This is a genomic window from Solibacillus sp. FSL R5-0691, from assembly GCF_037974225.1.
Taxonomy (GTDB): Bacteria; Bacillota; Bacilli; order Bacillales_A; family Planococcaceae; genus Solibacillus.
Genome location: NZ_CP150231.1, coordinates 2773203 through 2791245, shown reverse-complemented (window position 1 = coordinate 2791245; position 18043 = coordinate 2773203). Strand labels below are relative to the sequence as shown.

Here is an 18043-nt window from a genome sequence, read left to right as displayed (position 1 = left end):
AGCGAAAACTGAAAAAAATAGAAAACTAGAAAACGAAGGAAACTAATATGGTTCCTTCGTTCTTTTTATAGATTGCAATTATTTATGATACGCTTCACCGTATTAGTTCTAATAGTAGTAACCTCATTTTCTTGAAATTCCCAGCCTCCACGCAAGCAAGCGCTGTTTAACTTTGCCTGTTCGCGGGAAATTGAAGTACAAGAGTATTGGGGGAATTTCAATGAAAAAAGTTCAGAAGAAATGGGACAGCTGGAGTCGTAGGAAAAAGGTTATATACGTTCTTATACTTCTTTTCATTTTGCTCTATATAGGGGTCATGTTATGGCATACATATAAACCGTTGCCAAAAGGTATTTCCTATGCTGGAGACTTGCATAGGACGGACAATATTGAAATGATCACGGATTTAACTAATGCGCAGGATATGGATGGTACGGATTGAAAACATGAGAATCATATATTTGATGAAGTGTATCGATTGATTGATGATGCCGAACAGTTTGTTGTGATGGATTTCTTTTTGATGGATGGTTATTTTGATGAAGAAGAAGATTTCCCGCCAATCGCCGATAACCTCTCTGACAAACTTGCCGAGAAAAAGAAAAACAATCCGGATATGCCGGTTGTTTTCATTACCGATCCGCTAAATAAGGGTTACGGTTCCTATGAAACACCGTGGTTCCAGAAGATGCGTGAAGCAGGGGTGGAAATCATCTACACCGATTTAGAACCACTGCGAGATTCCACGCCGATTTATTCGGGCTTATACCGAATATTTTTCCAATGGATTAACCGCGACGGCGAAGGATGGATTGCGAACGCCATGTCGAGCAAAGCCCCAAAAATGACCGCATCCTCCTATTTGGAACTGCTCAATGTAAAAGCCAATCACCGCAAAGCGGCCGTTTCGGAAAAGGAAGCGATTATCACATCGTCAAACCCGCATGATGCAAGTGGTTTCCACGGAAATCTTGCATTGAAAGTGACGGGATCCGTTATAAACGATATTTTGGAGGCGGAAGAAGCGGTAACGCTCATGTCGGGTGGTCCGAAATTGCCGAGAGCTGAGATTCCCGAGCAAGAGGACGGTCAGTATACTGTGCAATATTTGACCGAGAGGAAAATTTTAGATGCCTTACTTGAAGATTTGGAGGCGACAAAAGAGGGAGATAAAATTTGGATTGGCATGTTCTTTGTTGCTGAGCGCGGCATTGTCAACGCTTTAACAGATGCAGTAAACCGTGGCGTGCAGGTAAATATGATTCTAGATCCAAATGAAAACTCCTTTGGTCAGAAAAAGTCCGGTTTGCCGAATCGACCGGTTGTCAACGAGCTGCTTGAAGATACAGATGAACAAATCAATATTCGCTGGTACAATACTGTCGTTGGCCAGTACCATACAAAAGTCATCTGGATTCAAACAGCGGAACAAACGATCATTTCAAACGGTTCTTCCAACTATACGGAACGAACATTGGATGATTACAATCTGGAAAATAACGTCCGCATACTCGCTCCGAATGATAGTGCGCTCGTCTTGGATATGGAACAATATTTTGAACGACTATGGAATAATGAAGATGCGCTTTACACTTTGGACGTACAAGAATTTCAGGATACCTTATCCTGGTGGCAGCGCTGGATTTACGCCGCTCAAAAAGCAATCAAAGTAACGACTTATTAATAGTAGAAAGCAACAAACGCCATGATGTTTGTTGCTTTTTTGTTAGGTCTTTATTTTTGATATAATAAGGAAAATAAAGGATATTTTAATGGGGAGGGATAGCGATTTCGAAGAAGAAAATATGGTTGCTATTAATAGTAGTAATTGCGGTAGTCTTAATCGTTTTATACAGTAAGCGCCAAATTGCTTTTATTGACGTCACTGAATTAAATATAGCGACTATTGAGAGTGCTCAAACTTCATGCCCGGAAGGATTGAATTGGCATAACCTTACTGCAGACGAACTTGAGCAACTGAGTGTACTATTGAATAGCCTGGAAGTGAGGAAGAAATTAATCCCTAACGTACAGGCGTTTAATGCTGATTCATATATCGTTATATATGCTAAAGAGCCGGAAACTACTTTTAGTATAAAATTTGATTACGAAAGAAATATAATCGGACTCATCGAAGGTCAGAAAACTATGGAACAGTATATTGTAGAAAGCGATTCAAAACTGTTTCTATTCGTTCAAAATCTCATTAAAAACAATGTGAAAAAATTATAAAAGAGGGAGTCGAAAGGGCTTCCTCTTTTGCTTTAAGTAGGTGTACGATATCCCTTCTACTCCTCATTTTCAAACACCGTTATTTCCATTGCTGTAAATGTCAGCTTTTCAGACTCCACACTTGCTGTTGGCTCATCAAAATATACTGAAACGATATCATTAATATTTAATTCATCCAATGTTACTATTTCGCCAACCTGTGTTTTAATAATCGTTTCATCGGTTATTTTTATAACGCAAGAATACCCGATGTCATCTTTACTATGAGTGTTATTCGCTTTTTTCACAAAATCTGAACACCCAACATTGATGCGATTTTCTCCAATAGAACGGATTTCTCCGAAAAGAGAGGATTCATTGGAACAAGCCGTTAAAAGAAGGAAACTGACTATTAAAATTAAATTCTTCAATTAGCACCTCCATACACTCAGATAAGTATTTTTATTATCCTTCATTTTGTAATGAAAAGGAAACGTTATGGACAGGTAGTCACAGCATAGTAGGAAATAAAAAAACAGCGGGAAACTGCTCCCGCTGTTTTTTATAATTCTACCAATATAAAACATTGGTCATCGTGATTGTATTTACTATATATATTTTCTTTGTTTTCAAGTGCATGTTGAATGGTTTCTTTTGTTTTTGCTAATGGGTTCGAGATGGTGTCATTCAGCAAATGATTTAATGTGTTTAGCTCAAATGCTTCTGAAACACCGTCCGTATACATAAGAATTCTTGTCCCGGGTTTATAGCGCAACGTCCTTGATTTATATTGAATATTATCGAATGTTCCCAATGGCGGATTCGTTGTCTTTAATTCATGCTGCACCCCGTTTTTCCCTTGCGCAATGGCAGGGGGGTGACCTGCATTAATATATTCAATCGTCTGTTCACTAATATCAATGTTTAAGTAGATCGCTGTACAGTAATGCCAAGCGTCTTCATTATTTTGAAATAAGTTGTGCAGAAATTGGTCCAATTCTTTCAACACCATATCCGGTGCCACACCTTTGGAAATCAGTTTCTGGAACATCGATTGAAGCGACATCGTAATGAGCGCAGATGAAACACCATGCCCCATCACATCCAATAAAATAATCCCGTATTTTTGCGGTGTTATTTGATAAAATCCAAATATATCTCCGGATAAAGATTTGGATGCATGATAATAGGACAGGATCTGGATATTATCATTAATGATGTCTTTCGTTAATGCGGTTTCCTGAATTTTTTTGGCAATCTGTAAATCGCGTTCCGTTTCTCGCATGATTTTCGTATTGACTTGATTGGCCTGTTCGAGATCCTGTTGCTTTGTTTCCAATTCCAAAAGGGCCTGCTCTTTTTCCAAATAAGCATCTTCCATCATTTTTCTGGCGTTAATGAGCGCGTCTTCCAATGCACTGCGATTACGGATTGGGAAAATGACGCCGATGATCTGACCATTATCCTGGACCGATGCGTTTAATAAGATAGGAACTTCTTCTTTCATTACGGTTAGTAATGTAAGGAACATTTCCTCTACAGCGTGCTTCACTTTAATCAGCGGCACTAAATAAAGCTGACAAAAAATCTGAGAAGAAGGAGATAACAGCACATTAAAATGCTTTCCAATAAGATGCTCAGATGTATGATAGTGCAGCAAATTTAGCAATGTCTTGTTGATAGTAAGAATTTTACCTTCTGAAGATAGAGTGATAAACCCGCATGGAGCGTTTTCTATGAGTTCATCCATTTATATTGCCCACGCCCTCACCGATAAGGGGCACAGATTGCTCCAATAAATAATTTTTAATTAATTGAATTGTTTCATCTGGGTCGCTCATATGTGGACAGTGACCAATCGCATTCATAAAGGCAATCGAACTGTTTGGCATATGCTCATGCAAGTACTCGCCAACTACCCTTGGCGCAATAACGTCTTCAGTACATTGTAAAATTAGGGACGGAACAGTTGCTTTCAAAATGTCTTTACGATTATCAGTAAAGAAACAAGCCTTTGCAAATGTATTCGCAAATAAAGGATCTGTTGAACAGAAACGATCCTCCAAATCTTTTGATACACTTGCTTTTGTAGTATTATTCAATAAAGTAATCGAGAAAGCATTCGCCCAACCGATATAGTTTTTTTCCATTAAATCCATTAAATTGAGTAAATCTTTCTTATCAAAACCACCGAAGTATGGAGGATCATTTAAATAACTTGGTGATGGAGCGATCATAATCATTTGTGAAAAATATTCTGGTTTCGATAGAGAAGCCAATAGACCGATCATACTGCTCACCGAATGGCCGACAAAAACAGCATCCTTTAAATCGAGAGCCTCACAAACATCTAGTAGATCCTGTACGTAACCGGACAGTTCACCATATTTCTCAAGGTCAAAAGCTGAAATATCCGAGTTTCCAAACCCGACATAATCAAATAAAATTACTTGATAATCCTCTTCAAAAGCAGGGTAAACATCATTCCAAACTGTTTGGTCACACCCGAATCCAGCAGCAAATATTAATGGTTTTTTACCTTTTCCACGAATATGTACGTTATTCCGTTTTACCGTTTTTTGGATCATGAACAACACTCCCTTCTTCTATTTCGAAAAAAATATTTTCATTCTATTAACTAGTAATTCTGGATGATATAAGAAGAGAAGTAAAGGGATAAGGTTTATTATCATAGGTTTATGATACTTTTTATACGTAAAATGATAAAATTCCTTTCATTTCATTCACGTATTAATACTTATTATTTGAATAAAATATCCATTTCTTTTTTTAGAATGTGCTACATTATAAGAAAAAAGTGTTAATTAAGAGAGGGTAAACCAATAATGGGTTCGCAATTGACCATGTATATAACGCTTGTTTGTACGTCGGGAGTACTGAATTTGTACTTATGTCTCTATGCCTTTAGCAAACGTCATAAATATACGAATATCGCAAATTATTTTATTTTCTATACTGCAGCCATCAGCATCTACTGTTTTGCAACGGCTATGACTTTAATATCGACGACGCTCGAACAGATCAGCTTCTGGAATACCATTCTCTACATCGGGATGCCTACATCTGCCACATTGGGGTTACTTTATGTCATGAGCTATTTAGGCTTTAAGCTGACGGTCAGAAGAAGCATGTTCATCCTTCTTATTCCGTTTATTACGATTTTCATGGTAGCGACAAATCATTGGCATCATCTTCATTATCGAGTATTTGAACTGGATCCGAATTTAGGGGCGCCATTCGTTTATCAGGAGATTGGCTTTTGGTATATGGTGCACGGTGTCTATACATTTGCCAGCATGTTTATCGCCTTCTTGCTGTTGATTTCCCAGTGGAAGGAAACGGCGAAGGTATACCGTCCGCAATTAATCACGTTAATGTTCGGCCAGCTTGTTCCAATAGTGACGGCGTTTCTTTATTTGAACGGATTGACACCTGCTGGGGTGGATCCGGTACCGATGATTTTATGGGTTTCTTCATTATTATACTTATGGGCGATCAGCACATCACGGCTGTTCCGGATTATGCCGATTGCAAAAGATACGATCTACAATAGTATTACCGACGGAGCCATCGTGTTGGATGCATCCTACCGACTCATCGAATTCAATCAGGCATCGAAAGCAATGCTGCCGAATCTGAACAAATCGATGTTCGGCCAAAACTTCGTGAAGTTTTGGAATGAACAGACAGGAGAGGAATTGCCATTCAAATTAACGACCGAACTTTCGGACGTTCAAGAAGTAAAGCTCTGTTCCGAACAAGCGGACCGCGTTTATCAAGTTCGTATTACTTCATTGGAACAGGCGAGAAACAGCAAAGGTCTGTTGTTGGTTTTTACGGATATTACGGAGATTAAAAGACTGCAGGAAAAACTGGAGCAGCAGGCGTATTATGATGAGCTTACAAAGATTTACAATCGCCGCGCATTTTTACAGCAAAGTGAGCGGGAATTTCAGGACGCGAAGGAAACAGGTTTACCTTTTAACTTTTACGGCTCTATTAATGGATATCGATCACTTTAAACGAGTGAATGATACGTACGGGCATCATATTGGCGACCAGTTGCTCGTGCACGTCGTAAATGCTTGCCAAACACGACTTTTGGAAAGCCATTTCTTCGCGCGGTACGGCGGGGAGGAATTCGTCATTGCGCTGAAGGGATTCACTGAAGCGGAAGGTGAAATACTAGCCAACCAGCTTCGAACTACCGTGGAGCAGACACCGCTTATGACCGAAGCAGGCAGTCTGACGGCTACGTTAAGTATTGGTGTCGCCGAAGTAGTGGACTGGACAGAGGAAACACTGTACCAGCTGCTGCATAAAGCAGATACCGCTTTATACGCGGCGAAAGAACAAGGACGTAACCGCGTGAAAGTGTATGCGGCGAGTGAGAGTGTAATTAGTTGATAGGGAAAACCGGCATGGAGAAATTCATGTCGGTTTTTTTGTTTAGTGAAGGCAGGGCAAGGTTTATAAGTAGGATTCCTTACTACCTCGAATTGGGATAATATGTTAGCATAGTGGAATAATAACTAAAGAGGGTGAGCGGTCATGGCACAGAATTCAAAGACAACTTCTATTAGTATTAGCTTAATCCTTGTTCAAACCGTGTTTATTGGATTTTTGATTAAAAATGTACAGCTATTGATTCATCAGCCGTCAATCGTTGCGAAATGGCTTGCGGGAAGTTCTTTTTTCATATTTTTGTTTCTGTTCATCGTCTCGTTATGGGCGACAATTAAATTATTTTAAGAAAAAGATGCGTTGAGCGTCATACATAAACAATGTAAGGCAGGGGGATTATGATGATTGGATATATTCTAACAGGGTTATTATTCATCTTTGCGATACGGAAATTTTATAAGCATAGAGCGGTTTTTAAACAGCTTTCAAAGAAGGAATGGCTCCAATTTGGCGTCAGTTTTTTAACGGCCTGGGCTGGAGCTGTATTCATCATTATAGGTGGAGCCAATATAACGGATAAGATTGAAATCACATGGTTAAAAAGCCTTTTGGAAATTGGAGTGATTTTGATTGGCTTGGCTTTGGCAGGAGTCATTATGAGTAAAATCTTGCCGAAGAAAATAAAGAAGTTTTATTTGGAGAATTAGTGAAACGGGGAAAATTAAATTGGATGAAATGATTGGGTTTGCAGTAGTTGGGATGATTATTGCAGTGTTAATTTATGCTTTAATTAAACAAGTTAAAGAGACTAAGCAAAGCTTTAGCGGCGTGGGCAGTGCGTTGCGGAAACAAATGGCTAGAAAAAATATCGTGATGACTATAGCGTTGCTTGGAATTTTAGTATTTTACACATTAAATATCTTGAGTGTTATCTCCTCATCTATCCCGGTATCAAACAGCTTGACTGTACAGGGGACTTGGTTGAGTTTTCTAGTTTACTTTTTTGCAAGGATAGTCATGAAACCGGAGCTGGTGAATCAGCGTAGGAATTTAAGCCTTTATAAATAGGAGAGTGATGCGATGAGACAACGTTTTTCAAATTTAGACGAAGTTACTTCACTCGGGACATTTAAAGATGTCCTGAAATGGCAGCGATCAAAACAAAAGAAAGTTGTCGATTACGAAGTACCGCAGTGTGAAGATAAGCGGATTGCATTTTTACAAAGTAACCGATCAGAGCAAACTGTTACATGGATTGGCCACTCGACATTTTTGATTCAAAAAGAAGGGCTCAATATTTTAACGGACCCAGTTTGGGCAAATTGGATGGGTGTAGCGAAACGGTTGACCGAACCGGGATTGCGGTTAGAGGATTTGCCGGATATTGATCTCATCCTCATATCGCATGCGCATTACGATCACCTGCACCTTCCGACGTTAAAAAAGCTGAAAAAACGAAACCCCAATGTATTATTCCTCATTCCGGAAGGACTCGGTTATTTGATGAAGCGTCATAGACTGCACAACTTTAAAGAGCTTTCATGGTATGACAAGCATGAAGCGAACACGCTTGAAATTCATTTCGTTCCGGCCCAGCACTGGACAAGGCGTATGCTTTGGGATACGAACACATCTCATTGGGGCGGCTTCGTATTGCTAAAGGCATCGGATACGCAAAGTATTTATTATGCCGGAGACAGCGGCTATTTTAGAGGGTTCAAAGAAATCGGCGAACGCTTCAATATTCATACAGCTTTAATGCCGATAGGTGCCTATGAGCCGGAATGGTTTATGCATGCCTCCCATGTGACACCGGAAGAAGCGATCCAGGCATTTTGTGATGTCGGGGCAAAAGTGTTCATCCCGATGCATTACGGAGCGTACATGCTCGCAGATGATACACCAAAGGAAGCGATTGACCGGCTGCACGTGCATTGGCAGCAGGCGGACTTAGATAATGTGGAGCTGAAAACGTTGGCGATTGGGGAAACGTTTAAAAGCTGAATGAAAGACCTCTTGACGAAAAAACAGGTTCAAAGTAAAGTAATGTTAAATTCATCAAGCATTAGGTGCCCGTTACGGGAGAATAGGGAATAAAGTGAAAAGCTTTAGCGTAATCCCAACACTGTATGGAGGAGTTTCATAGCAAAACCCACTGGATATACGTCTGGGAAGGGGCTATGGAATCATGAATCTGAGCCAGGAGACCTGCCTAATACGCTTACTGTTTATAGACACTGGATATGTCTGTAGTTTATTTGTTATCGAATAAACTGCAGGCTATTTTTATTGTCAAAAATTCATTTTATTGGGGGAAGCAAAATATGAAATTACTACAGCAAACAATTGAACAAATTCAAGAAATCGACCGACAAATGGAAGACAAAGCACGCAAGTACATAGACTCTTTAGCGAAGCCTCCTCAAAGCCTAGGGAAGCTTGAATCATTAGCAATGCAAATCGCTACAATTACCGGTGAACTTGCGCCGAAAATCGATAACAAAGCGATGATCGTCATGGCAGCCGATCACGGTGTATATGAAGAAGGGGTAACACCAAACCCGCAAAGTACAACGGTATTCCAAACACTTTCCTTTCCGAAAGGGACGACAGGGATGTGTACAATTGCGAAAATTACGAATGCGAAAGTCATCCCGGTAGATATTGGGGTAAAAGAAGACTTGCCACAAGACGCCGGGGTCATCATTAAAAAGGTGAAATATGGAACAGACAATATGGCGAAAGGTCCTGCGATGACGCGTGAAGAAGCGATTCAGGCAATTGAAGTCGGAATTGAAGTCGCGACAGAAGCTATTCAAAGCGGGGTCAATCTCATCGGTACCGGTGAGATGGGTATTGGCAATACGACACCGAGTGCTGCGGTGCTTTCGGTACTTCATGGCTGTGATCCGCTGGAGGTTACGGGCTTCGGAGCTGGTGTTGGAGCTGGCGGTATCGAGTATAAAGCCGAAGTTATTCGAAAAGCGATTGCGTTGAATGAACCGAATGCGGAGGATCCGATTGATGTTGTAGCAAAAGTAGGCGGACTGGAAATCTGCGGGATGGCGGGAATCTTCCTGGCAGCTGCCGCAAATCGTGTGCTGGTCGTAGTCGATGGGTATATTTCAACAGTATCGGCATTGATTGCCTATAAATTAAACCCGAATGTGAAAGCGTATTTGATTCCTTCGCATTTATCGGAAGAGCCAGGTGCAAAAATTGCGGCAGAGCTTTTAGGACTGGAGCCGATGCTGCATATGAATATGCGACTTGGGGAAGGGTCTGGTGCTGCACTGGTATTCCCAATTCTTGACGCGGCTTGTTCGATGATTACGAATATGGTCACGTTGGAAGAAGCAGCGGCACTTTTAGTAGCCAAGTAGAAAAGATTTTCAAGAAATTCATAAAATAAATTTTAAGAAACAGGCTACATTAAAAGTAACAACTACTTTTGATGGGGCCTTTTTCTATGAATAAAGGACTGACAGAAAATAAGTACAATTTTTCAGTCTATTCCATTTGTTTTACCAGTAAAATACCAATAAGCGGAACTTTATCGTTTCTTCTGGTAAAGACAGTAACGATAAAGAAAAGCCCTGAACACAACGCGTAAATGTAATGTGCAATGATAACATTACAGGTAGGGAATGAATCTGATTTAATTTTACAGAAAATTCAGTGAAATTCAAGCGATTGTCCTGTCAAAACCCTTTACTCTGTAATATCCTATATTAACTAAATGTAAAAACATCTCCGAACTGTTAATAATCGCTAAAAAAGTGCTTATTTAATCGGTCTTGGAATAAAGTAACCGGTAAATAGGGTAAGGAAGGGTAAGACCAATAAAGAGGAGAGGCGGGAGGGGCATTAAAGGGAACGGGGTGATCACTATTTCTCCGTATGTGAAAGGTCGTTTTTGAATATATTCGAGAAAAGGATGAAGATAATATGAATCAAATTTTTAAAAAAGATGAGTTTATTATTATTCCTTTTTATAAAGGGCGAAAGCAGGAGTATATGGTCGTCAATACGAAGAAGGAATTTAAAAATGGACATACGCACTTGAAGTCATTTAAGATGGCCAAGTATTTGATCAATCTTGCGCGATGCCAAAAAATTAATTCCGGGTTAAGACCATATTTATTAACAAGCCTTACAAGAATATCAGCAGATCGTGAATATATTCAGAAATTGGAAGAGCTTCTAGCCGTGAAAAGAAGTAAAGGTTCCAAAGCGTCTTATTACAATAAAGCCATTTAATTTGTACCTAAGTATGGACAATAAAAATATAGACCGCTTTTTCAAGAAATTGAAAGAGCGGTTTTTTGCATGGAGCTCCTAATTTAAGAGCGCCCATATGGAACTAAATCATTTTAAGTAATGCTTCTTCACCAATCATACCTTCTTCAATGCCGCACGCTCTCGCTTCGTATGTGATGGATTCCAGTGGAGCTTTAAGTAAGTCATCGATCGTTCGAACCCCAACTGCACGCCCGGCAATGATTTTACGATCGGCCAACTTTTCATTTAACAGTCCGACATCGAGTGCACCACACATAATGTACCCATGCTCATTCGAAATAGTCAGCAATGTCGTTTTGGGCAAATTCACCGTTACAGCAGTAAATAAATGTCCTTGAAGATCAATCGTTTCCGTATAGACGATAACCTTCTCCCCCTTTCATATAAATCATATGAAACAATTGAAAAATGGTACTTGTTTTCGGGGAAATTGTGGGGGATGTTTTGAAATTTAGATGGGGAGGCTTAAGATTGGATTGAAAAACCTTTAATTTTCAAAGCTCTCCGCCAAACTCCCATGTTAAACTAATAAAAAACCACATCCAAAAGGAGGTCCTCCGATGCTAACCCGCCTAAAACAATCACTCACTTTCCGTCTTCTTATCACAATCAGTGGGATCGTTTTTACGATTTGTGTGATGTTTTTATTGTTGATCAATCATTATTTGGATGAATCGGTTCTGGAAGAGATGGGAGAAAAGGCGTTATCGAGTGCGTACTTGATTGCGGATCGGCCGGACGTCATCGCTGCATTTTCTGCAGAAGATCCGACATCCATTCTTCAGCCGATTGCAGAACATATCCGAGTCCAGACCGGTGCGAATTTTGTCGTCATCGGAAATGAGCAGGGAATCCGCTACACCCATCCGAACCCTGAAAAGATTGGTCTGTCGATGGTCGGCGGGGATAATGATTCAGCGCTTATAAACAAAGAGTCCATTGTTTCTGTTACGACCGGTTCACTTGGGGAATCGATCCGCGGGAAAGTCCCGGTCCTCGTTGACGGCAATGTAGTCGGGGTAGTTTCGGTCGGATTTTTAACGAAAGATATACAGAGAACAATTGATACCGCCTTTTTCGGCTGGCTTCAAATCACGCTTCTGCTCGCGGTTTTCGGGATTGTCTGTGCGGTGCTGTTATCGCTTTATGTAAAAGATCAGCTGCTCGGTATGCAGCCGGCACAAATTGCCAAACTTTATTCGGCGTATCATACAATCCTCGAGGAAACGACGGATGGGGTCATCTTGACGACATTGAACAATGAAGTGGTGATCTCCAATTCACGTGCAAAGGAACTCCTTTCACCATTGGCAGAAGGTATCTCATTACATAAGCTGTTACCGGAACGGCTCTTTAAAGAAGAGGTCATCCAGGCACTGGAAATTCCGTTGCAGCAGCAGGAGATGATTATTTCAAAAACACCTTTGAAGCTCGAGAAGCAGCTCGGTTATTTATATATTTTACGGGCTAAGCTTGAGTACGAAACGGTCATTAATGAGCTGACACTGGTGAAGCAGCAGGCACGGATGCAGCGGGCAAAAACACATGAGTTTGCCAATAAATTGCACGTGATTCTAGGCTTATTAAAGCAATCCCATATTGATGAGGCCATTGCTTTCATTAGGCAGGAGCAGCAAGATTCATCAAAACAGCAGCAGGCACTGGCCACACAGCCTTCGATATTGCTGCAGGCGTTACTCGAAGGGAAAATATCCGAAGCAAAAGAGCGCGGCATTACGATTACGATTGAAACAGAGGACGTCTTAATCGATTATAATGATGAAGAAGTGGATGCATTGCTGACCGCATTAGGGAATGTCCTGCAAAATGCGATGGATGCATTGGGTCAAACAAATACACAAGACAAGCAAATTAAGCTGTTTATTCATCAATACCGTCATGAGCTGATCATTGAAGTGCATGACAATGGACCAGGAATCGATGAAGAAACGGCAAATCATATATTTACCCTCGGATATACGACAAAGGATGGGTATGATCGGGGTTACGGCCTGGCAATCAGTGAACAGGCACTTGAAAAAGTCGGCGGCTCCCTGTTGATAGAAGAAAGCGATTTAGGCGGGGCCTGCTTTTTAATCATTTTACAAAGGAAGTGATTCAATGGATATTTGGTTACTGGAAGATGATTTCCGCATTGCGGCGATTCATGCCGACTATATTAAAACGCTTCAGCCGGATACACAAGTACAGCAATTTCTAACGGGTGCTTCTTTAAAGGAAGCACTCCAACATGAAACACCACCTGCCATTCTGTTGATGGATTTATATATTCCGGATGTTACAGGCTATGAACTCGTTGCCTATGTGCGGACACACTTCCCGAATATCCGCATCATTATGGTGACGGCAGCAGCCGAACGTAGTCATGTGGAAGCATTGTATGCATATGGGGTGTTCGATTACATTGTAAAACCGTTTGAGGAAGCGCGACTGCAAAAATCATTTCAGCGCTATCATCACATGCAATCTGCATTTCAAAAGAAAACACATTTCTCGCAGCAAGATTTGGATGTGCTGTTTTACAGTCAAAATCATTCAACGGTTGCTGAAAAAGTACTGCCGAAAGGAATCGATACGTTTACGCTTGAAAAGGTCATTCACTTATTTAATGAGCATGAGTACACAAAATTAACGGCTTCACAGTTAAGCGAAGTCATCGGGACTAGCCGCTCCACAGCACGACGCTATTTGGAATATTTAGTAGAGATGAACATACTGGAGACGAAATTACTTTACGGTACAGTCGGCCGTCCTGAGCGAAATTATGTTCTCCGTGAAACTTATGAACAAAATTAGCTTTATTGTTTTTATTAAATAAATGAGCACATTCTTCCTCCTAACATAGAATTGTCATAAGATTATAAGAATTCTAAGCAATGGGGGTTGTTGAATGTTAAGTATTATTGGTATTATTACGATTCTAGTGATCGTTGCGCTATTAATTAGCGGACGTGTATCACCAATTGTGGCAATGGTTCTTCCACCGATAGTGGCAATGTTTGTTGCAGGCTATTCGTTTGATGATTTAGGAGTATTTTTCGGGGATGGAATTAACTCCGTAATTAGTGTTGCCATCATGTTTATCTTTGCGATTATCTTCTTCGGAATTATGCAGGATGTTGGATTATTCGAACCAATTATCAATAAAATGGTAGCGCTCTCAAAAGGGAATGTCGTGCTTGTTGCGATTGTTACCGTTATTGTTGCGGTTATTGCACAGCTTGATGGTTCTGGTGCTTCTACATTCTTAATTTCGATTACGGCATTGTTGCCGCTATATGTTCGACTTGGGATGAACCCGTATTTACTTTTACTATTAGTCGGCGGTTCTGCGGCGATTGTTAATATGGTTCCATGGGGCGGGCCATTAGGTCGTGTTGCTTCCGTTCTTGAAACAGATGTAACAGAGCTATGGCATCCATTAATTAAAATTCAGGTCATCGGTATTGTGCTGATGCTATTCATTGCAGTCTTTATGGGCTTCCGTGAAAAACGTCTGATTGCGAAACGAGCGCAAACAGGACAAACGTTAAACTTTGATTTAAGCAACAGTATTTTGAATGCTGAAACAGATGAATCTTTGAAGCGCCCGAACCGTCTTTGGGCAAATGCAATCTTAATGGTTGTTGTACTTGGTGTTTTAATGTCAGGACTTTTACCAGCGGGCTTGGCATTCCTAATCGGTGTCGCGATCGCTTTACCATTGAACTACCGTACACCGAAAGAACAGATGGGGCGTATTCAGGCACACGCATCAAATGCATTGACAATGGCTTCCATCATTATTGCGGCAGGTCTGTTTTTAGGGATTTTAAACGGGACAGGCATGTTAACAGCCATTGCCAATAATGCCGTAAATATTTTACCGAGCTTTTTAGCACAGTACTTACATGTGATTATCGGAATCCTTGGTGTACCGTTTGACTTGCTGTTAAGTACGGATGCGTATTACTTCGCGTTGTTCCCGGTTGTTGACCAGATTGGTTTAACATACGGCATCGATTCATTATCGACTGCATATGCGATGATCATTGGTAACATCGTCGGTACATTCGTATCACCACTTGCACCAGCAGTATGGCTGGCACTTGGTCTATCAGGCCTGGAAATGGGTAAACACTTGAAGTTCTCATTCTTCTGGATGTGGGGATTAAGTATTACACTACTGATCATTGCGGTTTTAATAGGTGTTGTACAGGTTTAAATAGAATAAAAACGAACATGAAGCTTCTTTTATTTGGAGCTTCATTTTTTTTGGTTATGAAATAAGAGGAGAGAACAGCGTGTATGTCTAATTACATAGAATAGGACTTTTTTAGGGGGGAGAGCATGTTAGTTATTGGTTTATTGTCATACATATTGATTCTTGTAATTTTAGTAAAGGTAAACTTCTATATCGCTCTGGGCTTTATTGTTGTAACTTCAATTGCTTCCAATGCTTATTTACCACAGCTGAAAGGATATGTAGGGGAACGGCGTATTCGCAAATTGCTTGAAAGTTTAGGGGAGGACGTGAAGATTTACAATGATTTGTATGTCCCGAAAAAGAATGGGGAAATGACGCAGATCGATCATGTCTTACTTTCGACGAATGGCGTTTTTGTAATCGAGACGAAAAATTACACAGGATGGATTTTTGGCAGTGAAAATCAAAGGAACTGGACCCAAACCATCTATAACAAAAAATCACGGTTCTACAATCCGGTCATGCAAAATAACACGCATGTGAAAGCACTGCAAAACTACTTGAATATCGATGTGCCACTCCATTCCATTATTGTATTTTCGAATGCGGCAACATTCAAGTTTAAAGAGCCTTTTCAGCAGGCATATGTTATACACACAAAGCATTTAAAACGTACAATTAAGCAATTTACGACACAGGAAATTACAGGTGAACAATTTGGCAGGATTTCGCAGATGCTTCACGTACTTGTTCCTGAAACGAAACAGCAAAAGAAGGAAATTAAAAAGCGTCATCTGGCGCATGTAAAAGAAATCGCAAACCCTGCAAAGAAAAAAGTAACGAAAGAAAAAGTGGAGCCTGTAACAACAGCACCCGTAATCGTCGAGCCTGTTGGTGTTGCTACAGATTCTATTTGCCCGAGGTGTAGTAGTGATTTAGTAAAGCGTAATGGAAAGCGCGGGGCATTTTATGGTTGTCAAAGCTTCCCGAAATGCCGGTTTACGAGCGATTTATAAACATCATTTATGCTAATATGTAACTAATAATTAGCAACGATTCAAAATAAAGAAGGTGGCAATTTGTCAGCAATCGAAATACTATCCTGGCCGTTCAAGCAAGAAAGCATCAACAAAATTAATAACAATGAACACTATCTGAACTACCCCGTCATCTATGTATTAAATGGCAATAAGGAAGCTTACATAGGGGAGACGGTGTATTTTAAAAGCCGGATGAAAGCTCATTTAAGTGCCCGAAAAAACGTCAGTCAGATTAACCTCATCAAGCATGAAAAGTTCAACCGTTCCGCAACCTTTCATTTAGAAACGAAGCTGATCAATTATTTTCTTGGTGATGAAAAATATACACTGCAAAACAAAAGTAAAACGGCGAGCGATTTTACGCATAACTATTACGACAAACCGTATTACGATCAGCAGTTGTTTAAAGAAATCTGGCAGAAGCTGCACGAGCAAAAGCTGGTCGATCATGAACTGCATGTCATCGAAAACAAAGACATATTTAAATTGTCGCCATTTAAAGAACTATCGATCGAGCAACTTGAACTGAAAGAAAAGGTACTTGAGTTTTGTGAGAAGCAGGTCAATGCCAATCCTGAAGAATACGGCAGTTTACTGGTCATTGAAGGAGAAGCCGGTGTAGGAAAAAGTGTTGTGTTAAGCTCGATTTTCAACACAATTCAAGAACGGGCGGAAGAAGCTTCGTCACCGCTTTATCAAACGGAAAATTACTTGGTTGTCAATCACGAAGAAATGTTCAAAACGTATAAGGGGATTGCAAAACAGGTGAAGCACTTAAAGGCGAAAAACTTTGCCAAGCCGACACCCTTAGTGAACTCATTGCAAAAAGATAAGAAAAAGGCGGACATCATTTTTGTGGATGAAGCGCATTTATTGCTTACAAAGCCAGATACGTATAATAACTTCCACGGCGACAATCACTTGGAGGAACTGTTAAAGCTGGCAAAAGTCGTCGTCATCATTTACGACCAAAATCAGGTGCTTAAAATGAAGAGCCTCTGGGGTGCGGCAACACTTGAACAATTAAAGAAGCGAAGTACGTACACAGAAGAATACCAGCTAACGAACCAGTTCCGGATGCAGGCAAATGATGAGGTCATCAACTGGATCAATGCATTCAAAAACAAGCAGCTGCTGCCTTTGCCTCATGACGATAACTATGAATTCAAAGTGTTCGAGACGATAAAGGATATGCATAATGCAATAAAAAAACGTAACGGTGAATTTGGTTTGAGCCGGGTCGTCTCAACATTTGATTACTTGCATAAAAAAGATGGCGGGACGTATTATGTCAACGAATCCAATGGCGAATACACAATGCCTTGGAATACGACGAGTACAAAATATACTTGGGCGGAAAATCCGGATACGGTGCATGAAGCGGGCTCGATATATACGATTCAAGGGTTTGACCTAAATTACGTTGGGGTTGTGCTCGGACCATCTGTTAGGTACGATGCGGTGCGGGACGAAATTGTCATTGACACGAGCAAGTATATGGATAAAGGGGCTTATTCAGGCACGGAAGGCATTGCGGATGTGAGCGAGGCGAAGGAAAAGATTGTGCTGAACTCGATTAACATTCTAATGAAGCGCGGCATTAAAGGGCTATATATTTATGCAAGTGATGGAGCATTACGGAATAAGTTATTGGCCGGTCAAGTTCGCGACTTTTAATAAACCAAAGCCCGGTATACACGAGTTACTGTTGTGTGTACCGGGTTTTTATTCCTCAATCGTTATAGTCCAGTATAGTACGGAAATAGAAAAAGAGTAGTCTAAAAATAGTTACGTTAAAATGATATACTTATAGTGGAGAGTAATGAACGATATACATTTCACAGAAGTTTACATAGGG

The 18043-nt window shown here is 40.4% G+C and carries 20 protein-coding genes and 1 riboswitch; of the genes, 16 read left to right on the top strand and 4 right to left on the bottom strand.

Annotated features, from left to right (window positions below):
- Window positions 1–220: 220 nt before the first annotated feature.
- From MKY51_RS14080 to MKY51_RS14070, 3 genes are all read left to right on the top strand, one after another.
- Complete coding sequence (locus tag MKY51_RS14080) at window positions 221–442, top strand: hypothetical protein (protein ID WP_339173162.1); 222 nt, start codon at window positions 221–223, stop codon at window positions 440–442.
- Window positions 443–478: 36 nt separating this feature from the next.
- On the top strand, window positions 479–1684 hold the full coding sequence (locus MKY51_RS14075) for a phospholipase D family protein (protein WP_339173159.1): 1206 nt from the start codon (window positions 479–481) through the stop codon (window positions 1682–1684).
- Window positions 1685–1809: 125 nt separating this feature from the next.
- Window positions 1810–2232 carry a hypothetical protein gene (locus MKY51_RS14070; protein WP_339173156.1) on the top strand — a complete coding sequence of 141 codons (423 nt, stop codon included), beginning with the start codon at window positions 1810–1812 and terminating at the stop codon, window positions 2230–2232.
- Window positions 2233–2288: 56 nt separating this feature from the next.
- On the opposite strand, the gene MKY51_RS14065 is transcribed toward MKY51_RS14070, so the two are convergent.
- From MKY51_RS14065 to MKY51_RS14055, 3 genes are all read right to left on the bottom strand, one after another.
- Complete coding sequence (locus MKY51_RS14065; RefSeq protein WP_339173153.1) at window positions 2289–2642, bottom strand: hypothetical protein; 354 nt, start codon at window positions 2640–2642, stop codon at window positions 2289–2291.
- Window positions 2643–2773: 131 nt separating this feature from the next.
- Window positions 2774–3961, bottom strand: a complete 1188-nt coding sequence (locus tag MKY51_RS14060; RefSeq protein WP_339173150.1) for a SpoIIE family protein phosphatase — start codon at window positions 3959–3961, stop codon at window positions 2774–2776.
- Complete coding sequence (locus MKY51_RS14055) at window positions 3954–4799, bottom strand: alpha/beta hydrolase (protein ID WP_339173148.1); 846 nt, start codon at window positions 4797–4799, stop codon at window positions 3954–3956. Before MKY51_RS14055 ends, MKY51_RS14060 begins: the two co-directional genes overlap by 8 nt.
- A gap of 315 nt (window positions 4800–5114) precedes the next feature.
- Here MKY51_RS14055 and MKY51_RS14050 point away from each other — a divergent pair, with 315 nt between their 5' ends.
- From MKY51_RS14050 to MKY51_RS14015, 8 genes are all read left to right on the top strand, one after another.
- Window positions 5115–6254 (top strand): histidine kinase N-terminal 7TM domain-containing protein, encoded by a 1140-nt coding sequence (locus tag MKY51_RS14050; RefSeq protein ID WP_339173145.1) that lies wholly within the window; start codon window positions 5115–5117, stop codon window positions 6252–6254.
- A complete protein-coding gene (locus MKY51_RS14045) occupies window positions 6235–6639 on the top strand; it encodes a GGDEF domain-containing protein (RefSeq protein ID WP_339173142.1) in 405 nt (134 codons plus the stop codon). The genes MKY51_RS14050 and MKY51_RS14045 overlap by 20 nt, the downstream gene beginning before the upstream one ends.
- 144 nt (window positions 6640–6783) lie before the next feature.
- Window positions 6784–6984: a hypothetical protein gene (locus MKY51_RS14040; protein ID WP_339173139.1), complete on the top strand. Its 201-nt coding sequence runs from the start codon at window positions 6784–6786 to the stop codon at window positions 6982–6984.
- A 53-nt stretch (window positions 6985–7037) separates the two neighbouring features.
- The gene (locus tag MKY51_RS14035) at window positions 7038–7343 is read left to right on the top strand and encodes a hypothetical protein (RefSeq protein ID WP_339173136.1); all 306 of its coding nucleotides are present in this window, start codon (window positions 7038–7040) and stop codon (window positions 7341–7343) included.
- Between the two features lie 28 nt (window positions 7344–7371).
- Complete coding sequence (locus MKY51_RS14030; protein ID WP_339176645.1) at window positions 7372–7704, top strand: 4-aminobutyrate aminotransferase; 333 nt, start codon at window positions 7372–7374, stop codon at window positions 7702–7704.
- A gap of 12 nt (window positions 7705–7716) precedes the next feature.
- On the top strand, window positions 7717–8640 hold the full coding sequence (locus MKY51_RS14025) for an MBL fold metallo-hydrolase (protein ID WP_339173133.1): 924 nt from the start codon (window positions 7717–7719) through the stop codon (window positions 8638–8640).
- Window positions 8641–8686: 46 nt separating this feature from the next.
- A riboswitch (cobalamin riboswitch) is annotated at window positions 8687–8867 on the top strand.
- A 93-nt stretch (window positions 8868–8960) separates the two neighbouring features.
- Window positions 8961–10019, top strand: coding sequence for a nicotinate-nucleotide--dimethylbenzimidazole phosphoribosyltransferase (gene cobT / locus MKY51_RS14020; protein ID WP_339173130.1), 1059 nt, complete (start codon window positions 8961–8963; stop codon window positions 10017–10019).
- Between the two features lie 565 nt (window positions 10020–10584).
- Window positions 10585–10896, top strand: a complete 312-nt coding sequence (locus tag MKY51_RS14015) for a hypothetical protein (RefSeq protein WP_339173127.1) — start codon at window positions 10585–10587, stop codon at window positions 10894–10896.
- A gap of 103 nt (window positions 10897–10999) precedes the next feature.
- Here MKY51_RS14015 and MKY51_RS14010 read toward each other — a convergent pair whose 3' ends face one another.
- Window positions 11000–11302, bottom strand: coding sequence for a DUF1805 domain-containing protein (locus tag MKY51_RS14010; RefSeq protein ID WP_339176643.1), 303 nt, complete (start codon window positions 11300–11302; stop codon window positions 11000–11002).
- Window positions 11303–11498: 196 nt separating this feature from the next.
- Between MKY51_RS14010 and MKY51_RS14005 the strand changes: the two genes are divergently transcribed.
- The 5 genes from MKY51_RS14005 (at window position 11499) to MKY51_RS13985 (ending at window position 17862) form a co-directional block, all read left to right on the top strand.
- Window positions 11499–13055, top strand: coding sequence for a sensor histidine kinase (locus tag MKY51_RS14005; protein ID WP_339173124.1), 1557 nt, complete (start codon window positions 11499–11501; stop codon window positions 13053–13055).
- A 4-nt stretch (window positions 13056–13059) separates the two neighbouring features.
- Window positions 13060–13755: a response regulator gene (locus tag MKY51_RS14000; protein WP_339173121.1), complete on the top strand. Its 696-nt coding sequence runs from the start codon at window positions 13060–13062 to the stop codon at window positions 13753–13755.
- A 94-nt stretch (window positions 13756–13849) separates the two neighbouring features.
- Window positions 13850–15163, top strand: coding sequence for a citrate:proton symporter (locus MKY51_RS13995; RefSeq protein ID WP_339173118.1), 1314 nt, complete (start codon window positions 13850–13852; stop codon window positions 15161–15163).
- Between the two features lie 125 nt (window positions 15164–15288).
- The gene (locus MKY51_RS13990) at window positions 15289–16161 is read left to right on the top strand and encodes an NERD domain-containing protein (protein WP_339173115.1); all 873 of its coding nucleotides are present in this window, start codon (window positions 15289–15291) and stop codon (window positions 16159–16161) included.
- A 63-nt stretch (window positions 16162–16224) separates the two neighbouring features.
- Window positions 16225–17862: a DUF2075 domain-containing protein gene (locus MKY51_RS13985; RefSeq protein WP_339173112.1), complete on the top strand. Its 1638-nt coding sequence runs from the start codon at window positions 16225–16227 to the stop codon at window positions 17860–17862.
- Window positions 17863–18043 lie beyond the last annotated feature (181 nt).